Below are 13,554 nucleotides of genomic sequence, written 5' to 3' on the forward strand. Positions count from 1 at the left end.
ACCTTGTGGCTGCCGCCGTTGAGGCCGGGGCCGCCGGTGAACAGGCCGTAGCCGTAGGACACCTGGCACACGTCCTCATTGGTGCCGCCGGCGGCCACGATGGCCCGGGCGCAGCAGTCCTCCCACAGGTCGATGTCGTGCTGGGTGTAGAATGCCACCACCCGCTTGCCGGTGGTGCCCGAGGTGGACTGGATGCGCACGCAGTCCTTCAGAGGCCGGGCCACCAGGCCGTAGGGGTAGGCCTCCCGCAGGTCGGCCTTGCTGACAAAGGGCAGCTTGTGCAGGTCGTCCACGCCCTTGATGTCCGCCGGGGTCAGCCCCTTCTCCTCCATCTTCTTCCGGTAGTAGGGCACGTTGTCCCACACGTTGTGTACCTGCTTCACCAGGCGCTCGTCCTGCCAGGCGCGGATCTGCTCCCGGCTGGCGCACTCGATCTCCTTCTGATAATACCGTTCCATTACACGCTCCGCCCCCGTCCCTCAGGAATTTCTGCCCAGATGGAAGGCCATCCGGTTCATCTCCAGGAATTTCTCCGGCACGCTCCGGGTAATGGCCTGCTGCCAGGCCTCCTCTGAAAGGTCAAAGTACTGGCTCAGCCGCCCCATGAGCACCAGGTTCACCGCCTTGCTGCTCCCCGCCTGCTCGGCCAGGGCCAGGGCGTCCATGGCGTCCACTTTGGCCCCGGCGGCGGTCATCTTGGCCACCAGGTCCTGGGGATACTCCGCCGCGCCGGTGATGACCGGCATGGGGTTGACCTGCTGGGTGTTGGTGATGATGCGCCCGTCGGGCCGGAGGAACTCCATCCACCGGGCGGCCTCCAGCAGCTCAAAGGACACGATGAAGTCGGCCTCCCCCTTGTCGATGACGGGGGAATAGACCCTGTCGCCGTAGCGCACGTAGGTGACCACGCTGCCGCCACGCTGGCTCATGCCGTGGACCTCGGACACCTTCACGTCATAGCCCTGGTCCAGCAGCAGGCGGCCCAGCAGCTTGCTGGCCAGCAGGGTGCCCTGGCCGCCCACACCCACGATCATAATGTTTTTCGTCTGCATAACCTTACACCTCCCCGGGCGCCTGGAGCGCGTCGAATTTGCACAGCTGCTGGCACACGCCGCAGCCCACGCACAGGGTGGCGTCCACCCCGGCCTTGCCGTCCCGCACCGAGATGGCGGGGCAGCCGATCTTCATGCAGGCCTTGCAGCCCACGCACTTGGCGGTATCCACTGTCAGAGGCGGCTTGTGCTTGACGTACTTGAGCAGGGCGCAGGGCCGACGGGAGATGACCACCGACGCCTCGGGCGCGGCCAGCTCCTCCTTGATAGCCGTCTCGCACTCCCCCAGGTCGTAGGGGTCCACCACCCGCACCCGGCGGATGCCCACCGCCTTACACAGGGACTCCAGATCGATCTTGGTGCAGGGGTCCCCCTTCAGGTTGAAACCGGTGGTGGGGTTCTGCTGGTGGCCGGTCATGCCGGTGATGGAGTTGTCCAGGATGATGACGGTGGCGTTGGACTCGTTGTAGGCGATGTTCACCAGGCCGGTGATGCCCGAGTGCATGAAGGTGGAGTCGCCGATGACCGCCACGGTCCTGTTGTCCATCTCTCCCCCGCTGGCCTTCAGGAAGCCGTGGAGACCGGACACCGAAGCGCCCATGCAGATGGTGGAGTCAATGGCCGCCAGCGGGGGCACGGCGCCCAGGGTGTAGCAGCCGATGTCGCCCATCACGGTGAGTTTCAGCTTGTGGAGCACATAGAACAGTCCCCGGTGGGGGCAGCCGGCGCACATCACCGGAGGACGGGCCGGGATGTTCTCGTCCAGGGCCTTGCCCGCGTCGGGCACCACGCCCAGCTTCTCGGCCACCAGGTTCTGGCTCAGCTCCCCGATGGGAGAGAAGTCCTTCTTCCCCGTCACGGCCAGACCCAGATCCCGGCAGTGCTCCTCGATGAAGCCGTCCAGCTCCTCCACCACCACAAGCTGGTCCACCGCGGCGGCAAAGTCCCTGATCTTCTGCTCGGGCAGGGGCCAGATCATGCCCAGCTTGAGCACCGGGTACCTGTCCCCGCAGACCTCCTTCACATACTGGTAGCTGGTGGAGGAGGTGATGATGCCGATCTTGTGGTCGCTCCCCTCCTCGATCCGGTTGAGGGGGGTGGTCTCGGCATAGGCGATCAGGTCCTTGGTGCGCTGCTCCACCACAGGGTGGCGCTGCTTGGCGTTGCCCGGCATCATGATGTACTTGGACGCCTTCTTCTCGTAGGGCACCGGAGCGGGCTCCACCCGCTCCCCCGGCTCCACCACGCTCTGGGAGTGGGACACCCGGGTGCACATCTTCAGCAGCACCGGCGTGTCGAACCGCTCGCTGAGCTCATAGGCCAGCTTGGCAAAGGCCAGGCCCTCGGCGGAGTCGGCGGGCTCCAGCATGGGTAGCTTGGCGGCCTTGGCGTAGTGGCGGGAGTCCTGCTCGTTCTGGGAGGAGTGCATGCCCGCGTCGTCCGCCACGCCGATGACCATGCCGGCGTTGACGCCGGTGTAGGCGATGGTGAACAGCGGGTCGGCGGCCACGTTGAGGCCCACGTGCTTCATACCGCAGAAGGACCGCTTCCCCGCCAGGGAGGCGCCGAAGGCGGTCTCCATGGCCACCTTCTCGTTGGGCGCCCACTCGGCGTAGACCTCGGGGTACTTGGCGATGGCTTCGGTGATCTCGGTGCTGGGAGTGCCGGGATAGCTGGAGACAACGGCGCAGCCCGCCTCATAGAGGCCCCGGGCCACGGCTTCGTTGCCGAGCATCAGGGTTTTCATGGTGCATCTCTCCTTTTTCAGAGGCCTGAAAGATAAAAAACGTCCTCTGCATCCCTGCAGAGGACGATAAGTACCGGCGAAACGGCCTCTACCTGGTTCCGCTCTCGCAAAACTTTGAATAAATTTACTTTATCACTTTCCGTCGATAAAGTCAATGTGTTTTTCCGTCTTTCTCCAGGGCATTTCTGGGGCCGATGGAGTCGGTGACCGCCACGGTGACGGTGCGCCGGTAGCAGGAGAAGATCTGCTCCACCCGCTGGGGGTCCGGGGCGGGGGTGAACAGGCTGACCACCGGCACGATCACCAGCCCGGCCACCATGCAGAAGGCGCCGGCGTTGATGGGGGATTGGAGAACGGCGGGGAAATAGTCCCCCACAAAGATATTGGCCAGCATGACCACGGTGGAGAACAGGAAGCAGCACACACAGGCGGCCTTGGTGGTGCGCTTCCAGTACAGGCCGTACAGGAAGGGGGCCAGGAAGCTGCCCGCCAGAGCGCCCCAGGACACGCCCATCAGCTGGGCGATGAAGGTCAGGTTGGACCGGTACTGGACAATGGCCAGCACCACGGAGATGGCGATGAACACCACCACCAGCGCCCGCATCCAGCGGACCTGCCGCTTCTCGTCCATGTCCCGGATGAGGTTGTCCTTGATGAAGTCCAGGGTGAGGGTGGAGCTGGAGGCCAGCACCAGGGAGGACAGGGTGGACATGGAGGCGGAGAGCACCAGGATGACCACCACCGCGATGAGGATGGTGGGCAGCCCGGAGAGCATGGCGGGGATGATGGAGTCGTAGCCGCCCTTAGCCACCGTCTCCGGGGTGGAGAACAGCCGGCCGAAGCCCCCCAGGAAGTAGCAGCCCCCCGCCACGATGAGGGCGAAGGCGGTGGAGATAACCGTGCCCTGGGTGATGGCGTCCTCGCTCTTGATGGCGTAGAACTTCTGCACCATCTGGGGCAGGCCCCAGGTGCCCAGGCTGGTGAGCACCACCACCCCCGCCAGGCTGAGCAGGTCGGGTCCGAAGAAGGAGGCGAACACCCCCGGCGTGTCGCTCACCGCCGGGTCGGTCACCCGGGCCAGTCCGTCCATGGCGGCGGCAAAGCCCCCCTGGGTGTTCAGCACCGCCGCGATCACCGCGATGATGCCGAAGATCATGATGATGCCCTGGATGAAGTCGTTGATGGCGGTGGCCATGTACCCCCCGGCGATGACGTACACCCCGGTGAGCACCGCCATCACCACCACGCACACGGCGTAGTCGATGTGGAAGGCCATGGCGAACAGCCGGGAGAGGCCGTTGTACAGGCTGGCGGTGTAGGGGATGAGGAAGATAAAGATGATCACCGACGCGGTCAGCTTCAGGCGCCTGCTGTCGAACCGACGGCCGAAGAACTCCGGCATGGTGGCGCTGTCCAGGTGCTGGGTCATGATGCGGGTGCGGCGGCCCAGCACCACCCAGGCCAGCAGGGACCCCAGAAAGGCGTTGCCCAGGCCCGCCCAGGTGGCGGCGATGCCGAAGCGCCAGCCGAACTGGCCGGCGTAGCCCACAAAGACCACGGCGGAGAAATAGCTGGTGCCGTAGGCGAAGGCGGTGAGCCAGGGGCCCACCGACCGCCCCCCCAGCACAAAGCCGCTGACATCGGTGGTGTGGCGGCGGCAGTACAGGCCGATGAACACCATCACGGCGAAGAACACCACCAGAAGGGACAGTTTGATCAGCATATCGGTCACGGCGGAACACTCCTCGCTGCCCGGACTGCCGGGCAGAGTCTCTCTTTTTGACGCCGGTCAGTGGGTGATCTGGGCCTCCACCAGACGGCCGTGGCAGTACTTCTCCCGCAGCACCGGCTTCTCGATCTTGCCGGTGGGGTTGCGGGGGATCTTGTCAAAGATGATCTTGCGGGGCCGCTTGTACCGGGGCAGCTCCTGGCAGAAGGCGTTGATCTCCTCCTCCGTGCAGGTCATGCCGTCCTTTACCTCCACGATGGCGGCGGCGATCTCGCCCAGACGGGCGTCCGGCATGCCGATGACAGCCACGTCCTTGATCTTGTCAAAGCGGCGGAGGAAGGCCTCGATCTGCACCGGGTACAGGTTCTCGCCGCCGGAGATGACCACGTCCTTCTTCCGGTCCACCAGATAGATGAAGCCGTCCTGGTCCACCTCGGCCATGTCGCCGGTATACAGCCAGTCCCCCTTGAGCACCTCGGCGGTGGCCTCCGGGTTCTTGTAGTAGCACTGCATCACGCCGGGGCCGCAGACGATCAGCTCGCCCACCTGGCCCTGGGGCACCTCGTTGCCCTGCTCGTCCACCACCTTGGCCTGCCAGAGATAGCCCGGCTTGCCGATGGCGCCCACCTTGTCGATGTTCTCCACCCCCAGGTGGACGCAGCCCGGACCGATGGACTCGGAGAGGCCGTAATTGGTGTCGTACAGGTGGTGGGGGAAGACCTTCTTCCACCGGTGGATCAGGCTGGGGGGCACCGGCTGGGCGCCGATGTGCATCAGCCGCCACTGGTCCAGCAGATAGTCGTCCAGGTTCACCTGGCCCCGGTCGATGGCGTCCAGAATGTCCTGGGCCCAGGGCACCAGCAGCCAGACGATGGTGCACTTCTCTTCCGTCACCGTCCGGAGGATCCACTGGGGGGACACGCCCCGCAGCAGCACCGCCTTGCCGCCGGTGGCCAGGGAGCCCAGCCAGTGCATCTTGGCGCCGGTGTGGTACAGGGGCGGGATGCACAGGAACACATCCTCATGAGTCTGCCCGTGGTGGTGCTGCTCGGTGAGGGCGGCCGACAGCAGGGCCTTGTGGTTGTGCAGGATGGCCTTGGGGAAGCCGGTGGTGCCCGAGGAGAAGTAGATGGCCGCCTGGTCGCTCAGCTCCAGGTGGACCGGAGGGTTCTCAAAGGTGCAGTACATCACCAGCTCCCGGTAGCTCTCGGCAAAGTCCGGGGTGTGGTTGCCCACGTAGAACCACTGCTTCACCCGCTTCAGGGCGGGGAGAATGGGCTCCAGCCGGCCGATGAACTCAGGGCCGAACACCAGGGCCTCCACATCCGCCAGGTCCAGACAGTACTGGATCTCGTCGGAGGAGTAGCGGAAGTTCAGCGGCACCGCCAGACACCCCGCCTTCAGGATGCCGAAGTAGATGGGCAGCCACTCCAGGCAGTTCAGCAGCAGGATGCCCACCTTGGTCCCCCGCTTCAGCCCCCGGCTCAGCAGCAGGTTGGCAAACCGGTTGGCCTTCTTGTCAAACTGGCCCCAGGTCATCTCCCGGCGGTAGGGCTCATCAGGCCGGTTGCGCTCGATCAGGCTGTACTCACGCCATGTGGTGGCCCGGTCCCGCTCCTCCGACGGGTTGATCTCCACCAGCGCCGTCTCATCCCGGTACAGCCGGGCATTGCGTTCCAGAAAATCGGTGATTGTCATAATCAGGAAGCCCCCTCTCTCCCCGGCTGTATGCCGCGGGAGAATCATGGATTTTTTTCCATTTTGGCTATTTTACCGCTTTAAAGAGGCAAAGTCAAGAGGGGTGTTTTAAACTCTTTTTCTGTCTTGCCTCCTGTTCCCCCTCCCAAATTGGCCGCTTCCCGATATGTCATTTTTTAATAAAATAGCAAAAACGGCGTGTATTCCGCTGGAATCGGACGGAATACACGCCATCTCTCTGAAGCGTTTGAGCATAACGTCAAAGCCGCGATTGTTCTCTTCCCTTCAGCCCAGAGACCGGGTCTGAGGGCTTCTCGACAAAAAACGTCGGAGCAAGCGATCAACGCTTGCTCCGACGTGGTGCGGATGACGGGACTCGAACCCGTACGGCCGTGGGCCACTAGCACCTCAAGCTAGCCAGTCTACCAATTCCAGCACATCCGCATATTCTGTTTGGCATTCATCAGAAGCCACTTGCTTATTATAGCGGCTGTCCCCTGATTTGTCAACCAAATTTTTTATCTTTTTCATTTTATAAAAACAGGGTGCGGAGCGGTATTCTCCGCACCCTGTTGGGCGCTGTTATCAGATGTTGGCGTCCAGAATGGCGGTGTAGGCCTCGGCGGGCATGACGCCCACCTTCCGGTCCAGCTCCTTGCCGTCCTTGAAGAAGATGACGGTGGGGATGCTCATCACGCCGTACTGCATGGCCAGGGCCTGCTCGTCGTCCACGTTAACCTTGCCGATGACAGCCTTGCCCTCGTACTTGTTGGCCAGGTCGTCGATCACAGGGGCCAGCATGCGGCAGGGGCCGCACCAGGACGCCCAGAAGTCCACCATGGTAATGCCGCCGGAGGTGATCGCCTTGTTGAAGCCTTCCTTGTTGAAGTGAATGGTAGCCATAATCAATACTTCCTTTCTTTCGTCTCAATGATTTCTCTATTTGAATTTGAATTGGTTGTTTACTTGTTGTTCTCCCGGTCCAGCCGGTCCAGGTACTCGGCCGCCCGGTGTCCGGCCACCTGGCCCTCCCCCACCGCCTTGGCGATCTGAAGCGGCTGCCCGGTGCAGTCGCCGGCGGCAAACACGCCGGGCACGCTGGTGGCCATATCCCGGTCCACGGCGATATAGCCGTCCTTCAGCTCCAGGCCGGGGAGCAGGTCGGTGGGCGCCACGGTGGCCCGGAGGATAAAGACCCCTTCACAGGGGATCTCCCGGCCGTCCGCCTTCACCGACGTCACCTTTCCCTCACCGCAGACCTCAATTTTGGCCGCCTTGACAAAGGGGATCTCAGGGTTCAGGTCCTCCGGCCTGACGGGGGCGGTATAGGTCACCCGGCACCCCAGGCCGTGGAGATAATCGGCCTCCTCGGGGGCCTCGGCGGACCGGCCCGCCACCACCACGTCCCGGCCCCGGTACAGCATGCCGTCGCAGGTGGCGCAGTAGCTGACGCCCGCGCCCATGTGCTCCGCCTCGCCGGGGAACTTGGCCCGGCGGACCACCCCGGGAGCCAGCACCACCGCCCGGGCCTGGACCAGCTCGCTGCCCACACCGATGTAGAATGTGCCGTTGAGAGACATGATATTCAGCGCCCGGCCGGTGACCCGGGCCACACCCATGGCCTCGGCGTGAGCCTTGAACCGCTCCAGCAGCTCCGGGCCGGTGACGCCGTGGATGCCCAGGTAATTGTCCACCCGCTCGGTCTTGCTGAGGGGTCCGTCCCGGTCGTCGCCGCTGACCACCACCGCCGTCCGGTTCCGCTGTCTAGCCTGCACCGCCGCCGACAGCCCCGCAGGGCCGCCGCCGATGACCGCGATATCATACATCATGCCGGTAATCCTCCTCCCTGTCGCCGAAGAGCGCCGCGATAATGGCCGTGACCCCCGCCCGGTCGTCGATCTCGTAATAGACCTCGTTGCCGGAGCGGGACGCCTTGACGATCCCCGCCGCCTTCAGGCGCATAAGATGCTGAGAGATGCAGGACTGGGATTGGCCCACATTGGCCTCCATACAGCCCACGTTGCGGCAGCCGCATCGCAGCAGCCCCCGGACGATCTGCAGCCGTACCGGATGGGAAAGGGCCTTGAGCAGCGCCGCCTTCTCCTCATAGAGCCCGGTTGCGTCCGTCATGTCGTTCACCTCATATTCGTTATTTCTAATATTAGTATATTCAAATATTCTAATTTGTCAATAGGCTTTTGAAAAAAATTTTTCCCGCCCCATAGGATAAGCAGAGCCGCCTCGCATCATGCGCGGCGGCTCTGCTTTTTCCTGTCAGACAGGCTTTTTCTTGTCTTCCTCGGTGATGGGGCGGAGCACCCGGCAGGGATTGCCCGCGGCCACCACGCCGGAGGGAATGTCCCGGTTGACCAGGCTGCCCGCGCCGATGACCACATTGTCCCCGATGGTCACCCCGGGCACCACCGTCACCCCGGCGCCGATCCACACATTGTTTCCCACCTTGATGGGCTTGGCGTACTCCAGGCCGCTGTTGCGGGCGTCCGCGTCGATGGGGTGCCCGGCGGTGTGGAACCCGCACTGGGGCGCGATGAACACGTTGTCCCCAAAGGTCACCCCGCCGCCGTCCAGGATCACGCAGCCGTGGTTCATATAGAAGTTCTCCCCGACGGAGATGCCGTAGCCGTAGTCGCACCAGAAGGGCTGCTCAATGCAGAACTTCTCCCCCGTGCTGCCCAGCAGCTCCCGCAGCAGGGCGTTCCGGCTGTCCCAGTCGGTGTACCGCAGCTGGTTGTAGGCCCAGCACTTGTCCTTGCAGGCGGCGCGGTCAGCCAGCAGCTCCGGGTCGCTGTCCGCCGCGTAGAGCTGTCCGCTCTGCATCTTCTCCTTCTCTGTCATGGTCCACTCCTCCGTTCCGGTCTTTTCCGGTCCAACATATCCGTTTTCCCGGTATTTGTCAAGCCCCGCTCTTGGCGAAACAGCGGCGGCCTGCTATAATAGTAGCGATAACAACAGCTCAGAGAGGTGCGCCCATGGAAGGTCCCGCAGTCAGCATCATCATTCCGGTCTACAACGTAAAGCCCTACCTGGAGAAGTGCCTGTCCAGCATCCGGTTCCAGACCTGCCGGGACTTTGAGGTCCTGCTGGTGGACGACGGCAGCACCGACGGCAGCGCGGACATCTGCCGGTCCTATGTGGCCCTGGACAGCCGGTTCCGCCTGCTGGAACAGGCCAACGCCGGCGCGTCGGCGGCCCGGAACCTGGGTATGACCCAGGCCGCCGGGCGGTATCTCCAGTTCGTGGACGGGGACGACTGGCTGCCCACCGACGCGGTGGAGATCCTCCTCCACACCGCTGAGTCCACCGGCGCCGACCTGACGGTGGCCCACTTCTACCGGGTGGCCGGGGAGCGGTGTGCCGTCCGTGGGCACATCCGGGAGGCGTGCGTCATGACCCGGACCGAGTACGCTGAGCACATGGTCAAGGCCCCCGCCAACTTCTACTACGGCGTCATGTGGAACAAGCTCTACCGCCGGGCCATTGTGGAGGCCCACCACCTCCGCTGTCCCGTGGATGTGGCCTGGTGTGAGGACTTTCTGTTCAATCTGGAGTACATCGCCTGCTGCCGCCTGATCGCGGCGGTGCCCAGGCCGGTGTACTACTACCGCAAGCGGGAGGGCAGTCTGGTGAGCACCCAGACCACCCTGCGCAAGACCATCCAGACCAAACGGCTCACCTTCAGCGAGTACAAGGAGTTCTACCGGCAGCTGGACCTGTACGAGGACAAAAAGGCCCAGGTCTACCGCTACCTCTTCTCCTCTGCCAGCGACGGATCGGTGGGGCCTCTGGGCCGCTCCCTGGCCCTGGCGCCCAAGGAGAAGGCCCCCGCCCACCACAGAGAGAAAAAACAGGACTGATCCCCCACCCGCCGGAAGGACGGCATCTGACAGGAGGTATTGCCCTATGTCCCTGACCAGGCAGAACGGCTCCGGACACCTGGCGGCCCTGTGCGCCATCACCATCTGGGGCGGCGCCTTTGTGGCGGCCCAGGTGGCCCTGGAGGCGGTGAGCCCCACGGTGCTCATGTTCCTGCGCATCACCATCGCCGTCATCGCCACCACCATCATCCACCCCCGGCCCCTGGGCTGGCTGGGCTGGAAAACAGAGGGGTATTACGTCCTGGGTGGACTGCTGGGCATCTTCTTCTACTACTACCTCCAGAACGCGGCCCTGACCTACACCAGCGCCTCCAATGTGTCGGTGCTGTGCGCCCTGGCCCCCATCGTCACCGCCCTGGCCGCCCCCCTGCTCCTCCGCACGCCCCGGCCCCACGGCCTGTTCTACTTCGGCTGCGTGCTGGCCGCCATCGGCTCCGCCCTCACGGTCTACAACGGCAGCGCCGTGCTCCAGCTCAACCCCCGGGGAGATGTGCTGGCCCTCCTTAACGCGGTGGTGTGGGGCCTCTACGCCATTGTCAGCAAGAAGATCGGCTCCTTCGGCCACCCCCTCATCCCCTCGGTGCGGAAGATGTTCGTATACGCCCTGCTCTTCTCCGTCATCATTCTGCTGTTCCAGGGCGTACAGGTCCATCAGGATGTGCTGGTCCGGTGGGACGTGCTGGGGTCCATCGCCTACCTGGGCCTTCTGGGCTCCACAGTGTCCTACCTGCTGTGGAACTACGCCATCCAGCAGCTGGGCTCGGTACGGGCCACCACCTACATCTACCTGGAGCCTCTGGTCACCATGGCCGTGGCCGCCGCCCTGCTGGGGGACCCCATCACCTGGATCGCACTGCTGGGCGCGGTGCTCATCATCGGCGGACTGTTCCTCACCAAGCTCAGACAGGCGGGCGCCTGATGCCCCCGCATAAAAAAGCCCCGGCGCACTGCGTGCGCCGGGGCTTTTCATGTTCAGTTCAGGAAGTCCTTCAGCGTCGCTGTCGCGGACTGCGCATCCTTCGCTTCCGGCTAAAGCCGAAAGCTCTCTCGCTCCGCTGGGCTCCCGCGGGGCCCCGGAAAGCTGCGTCCAGCAGCTGGGAAGGCTCCAGTTCCTGTTTAGTTCAGAAAGTCCTTCAGCTTCTTGCTTCTGGACGGGTGGCGCAGCTTTCTGAGGGCCTTGGCCTCGATCTGGCGGATACGCTCACGGGTCACGTTGAACTCCTTGCCCACCTCTTCCAGAGTGCGGGTACGGCCGTCCTCAATGCCGAAGCGCAGCTTGAGCACCTTCTCCTCCCTGGGGGTCAGGGTGCCCAGCACGTCCACCAGCTGCTCCTTGAGCAGGGTAAAGCTGGCGGCCTCGGAGGGCTCGGAGGCGTCCTCGTCGGGGATGAAGTCCCCCAGGTGGGAGTCCTCCTCCTCGCCGATGGGGGTCTCCAGGCTGACGGGCTCCTGGGCGATCTTCAGGATCTCCCGCACCTTGTCCACGGGCATGTTCATCTCCTCGGCGATCTCCTCGGGGCTGGGGTCGTGGCCCAGCTCCTGGAGCAGCTGGCGGGAGACCCGGATGACCTTGTTGATGGTCTCCACCATGTGGACGGGGATACGGATGGTGCGGGCCTGGTCGGCGATGGCCCGGGTGATGGCCTGGCGGATCCACCAGGTGGCATAGGTGGAGAACTTGTAGCCCTTGGTGTAGTCGAACTTCTCCACGGCCTTGATCAGGCCCAGGTTGCCCTCCTGGATCAGGTCCAGGAACAGCATGCCCCGGCCCACGTACCGCTTGGCGATGGACACCACCAGGCGGAGGTTGGCCTCAGCCAGGCGCTGCTTGGCCGCCTCGCCCCGCTTCACGTCCTTCTTCAGGGCCTTCTCCTCCTCGGGGGTGAGGACGATGGGCTCGCCCTTCTTCTCCGCGGCCTCGATCTCGGCCAGACGGGCCTTGGCCGCGTCTCCGGCGCCCATATCCTGGGCCAGCTGGACCTCCTCGTCGGGGCTGAGCAGGTTGACCTTGCCGATCTCCTTCAGGTACATGCGCACCGGGTCGTCGATGCCGAAGGAGTCCACCAGGGTGTTGGGGTCCACGATCTCCTCCTCCGGGATCTCCTCCAGCTCCTCCATGGGGGGCACGATGTCGGCGTCCAGCTCGGGGAGATAGTCCTCGCTGACGGTCTCAATGCCCTGGTTCTCCAGCACGTCATAGATCTTGTCCATCTGCTCGGACTCCAGATCCATGTTCTCCAGCACGTCCATCAGCTCGCCGGCGGTGAGGCTGCCCTTTTTCTTGGCCCGCTCCACAAGCTCGGTCAGCTTCTCCGAACCCTGGACGCCCTCCACGATCTTCATGATCTCGTTCTTGACCTGCTCTATCTTCTCCACGCCGGTGATAGTGGACTTGGCTTCCGCCGCAGCGCCCTTGGCGTCGGTCTTCTTTTTCTCGCTCATGTGCGGTCATCCTCCATATGCTTTTTCTTTCTGTGTCTCAGGTATTCTGTCCGTTGTACGCCTTTTTCTCCCGGAATTTTTCCCGGGCGGCCATGAGGGGGTCTTCCTGGCCCCCGCCTGCCCGCTTGGCGTACTCGGTGGCGATGATCTCTATGTAATCCGCCAGGGCCTTCTGACTGTGGGCCAGGGATTCGGGCTGGTCCAGTACGTGTACCAGATGGCTCATCTCATCGGCGGTCAATTCCCCGGTCAGGGCGGGCAGCTGGGTGCTCCTTCCCTCCTGCCAGCGGGTACGCAGCATGCCGTACACCCGGCCCAGCAGCGGCGAGGAGAACTGCTCCGGCTCCAGAGTTCCCGCGCTCTGGAACAGTCCGGGCTCCAGCAGCATCAGCCGGAGTACGCCCTCCTCCGCCCGGGCGGAGCGGATGTTGTCATACCGCAGCTCCCGCTCTTTGGGCTGGAGTTGGGCCGCAGGGGTCAGGTCCTTCCGGGCCTGCTTCTTTTTGGCCTGCCAGGCCCGGTTCTTCCGGTACCGCTCCACCTCCTGGGCGAAGGCGGCGGCTGAGATGCCCCCGGCGGCGGCGGCCTTGTTGCCGTAGATCTCCCGCTCGATGGGGCTCTGCAGGGAGGCCACCGTCTCCACCGCCTCCCGGAGAAAGGCCATGCGCCCCTCCTCGTCGGCCAGGCTGTGCTTCTGGAGCAGGGACTCCAGCCGGTAGTCGTTCTGTCCGGCGCTGCCGTTGAGGCACTTCTCAAAGGCCGCCGGGCCGAAGCGCTTGACAAAGTCGTCCGGGTCCTGCTTGAGTGGCTTGCCCTCGCTGTCGTAGGCGTTGGGCAGCTGGAGCACCCGCACGTTCAGATCCGCGTTCTTCAGGATGCCCAGCACCCGGTCGGTGGATTTTTTGCCCGCCGGGTCGTTGTCGTAGCAGAGCACCAGCTCCTTGGTGTACCGGGCCAGGATGCGGGCGTGCTCCTCGGTGAGGGCGGTGC

The 13,554-nt window shown here is 64.0% G+C and carries 13 protein-coding genes and 1 tRNA gene; 2 read left to right on the forward strand and 12 right to left on the reverse strand.

Annotation, left to right across the window (positions count from 1 at the left end; genetic code table 11):
- The 10 genes from Q0K23_RS11950 to Q0K23_RS11995 all read right to left on the reverse strand — a co-directional run.
- On the reverse strand, nucleotides 1-458 hold a 458-nt coding region (locus Q0K23_RS11950; RefSeq protein WP_367179078.1), incomplete at its 3' end, for a phenylacetate--CoA ligase family protein.
- A 21-nt stretch (nucleotides 459-479) separates the two neighbouring features.
- Entirely contained in the window at nucleotides 480-1,052 is a 573-nt protein-coding gene (locus Q0K23_RS11955; protein ID WP_294522555.1) for an indolepyruvate oxidoreductase subunit beta, read from the reverse strand.
- A 4-nt stretch (nucleotides 1,053-1,056) separates the two neighbouring features.
- Complete coding sequence (iorA, locus tag Q0K23_RS11960; protein WP_294522558.1) at nucleotides 1,057-2,799, reverse strand: indolepyruvate ferredoxin oxidoreductase subunit alpha; 1,743 nt, start codon at nucleotides 2,797-2,799, stop codon at nucleotides 1,057-1,059.
- Between the two features lie 151 nt (nucleotides 2,800-2,950).
- Entirely contained in the window at nucleotides 2,951-4,522 is a 1,572-nt protein-coding gene (locus Q0K23_RS11965) for a sodium:solute symporter (protein ID WP_294522584.1), read from the reverse strand.
- A 66-nt stretch (nucleotides 4,523-4,588) separates the two neighbouring features.
- On the reverse strand, nucleotides 4,589-6,226 hold the full coding sequence (locus tag Q0K23_RS11970; protein WP_294522561.1) for a class I adenylate-forming enzyme family protein: 1,638 nt from the start codon (nucleotides 6,224-6,226) through the stop codon (nucleotides 4,589-4,591).
- Nucleotides 6,227-6,584: 358 nt separating this feature from the next.
- Nucleotides 6,585-6,670: transfer RNA gene (locus Q0K23_RS11975), tRNA-Leu, on the reverse strand.
- 141 nt (nucleotides 6,671-6,811) lie between these two features.
- On the reverse strand, nucleotides 6,812-7,129 hold the full coding sequence (trxA, locus tag Q0K23_RS11980; RefSeq protein WP_294522564.1) for a thioredoxin: 318 nt from the start codon (nucleotides 7,127-7,129) through the stop codon (nucleotides 6,812-6,814).
- A gap of 59 nt (nucleotides 7,130-7,188) precedes the next feature.
- Nucleotides 7,189-8,055 (reverse strand): NAD(P)/FAD-dependent oxidoreductase, encoded by an 867-nt coding sequence (locus Q0K23_RS11985; protein ID WP_294522567.1) that lies wholly within the window; start codon nucleotides 8,053-8,055, stop codon nucleotides 7,189-7,191.
- Entirely contained in the window at nucleotides 8,045-8,356 is a 312-nt protein-coding gene (locus Q0K23_RS11990) for a helix-turn-helix transcriptional regulator (RefSeq protein ID WP_294522570.1), read from the reverse strand. Before Q0K23_RS11990 ends, Q0K23_RS11985 begins: the two co-directional genes overlap by 11 nt.
- 144 nt (nucleotides 8,357-8,500) lie before the next feature.
- On the reverse strand, nucleotides 8,501-9,082 hold the full coding sequence (locus Q0K23_RS11995; protein WP_294522573.1) for a sugar O-acetyltransferase: 582 nt from the start codon (nucleotides 9,080-9,082) through the stop codon (nucleotides 8,501-8,503).
- Nucleotides 9,083-9,216: 134 nt separating this feature from the next.
- Here Q0K23_RS11995 and Q0K23_RS12000 point away from each other — a divergent pair, with 134 nt between their 5' ends.
- Entirely contained in the window at nucleotides 9,217-10,101 is an 885-nt protein-coding gene (locus Q0K23_RS12000; RefSeq protein ID WP_294522576.1) for a glycosyltransferase family 2 protein, read from the forward strand.
- Nucleotides 10,102-10,147: 46 nt separating this feature from the next.
- Complete coding sequence (locus Q0K23_RS12005) at nucleotides 10,148-11,041, forward strand: DMT family transporter (protein WP_294522579.1); 894 nt, start codon at nucleotides 10,148-10,150, stop codon at nucleotides 11,039-11,041.
- A gap of 197 nt (nucleotides 11,042-11,238) precedes the next feature.
- On the opposite strand, the gene rpoD is transcribed toward Q0K23_RS12005, so the two are convergent.
- The gene (gene rpoD / locus Q0K23_RS12010; protein ID WP_349230928.1) at nucleotides 11,239-12,564 is read right to left on the reverse strand and encodes an RNA polymerase sigma factor RpoD; all 1,326 of its coding nucleotides are present in this window, start codon (nucleotides 12,562-12,564) and stop codon (nucleotides 11,239-11,241) included.
- A 37-nt stretch (nucleotides 12,565-12,601) separates the two neighbouring features.
- Nucleotides 12,602-13,554 (reverse strand): toprim domain-containing protein (locus Q0K23_RS12015; RefSeq protein WP_294522581.1); only part of this gene is annotated, 953 nt, incomplete at its 5' end.

Origin of the sequence: uncultured Pseudoflavonifractor sp. (assembly GCF_944387275.1) — a bacterium.
GTDB classification, from domain to species: Bacteria; Bacillota; Clostridia; order Oscillospirales; family Oscillospiraceae; genus Pseudoflavonifractor; species Pseudoflavonifractor intestinihominis.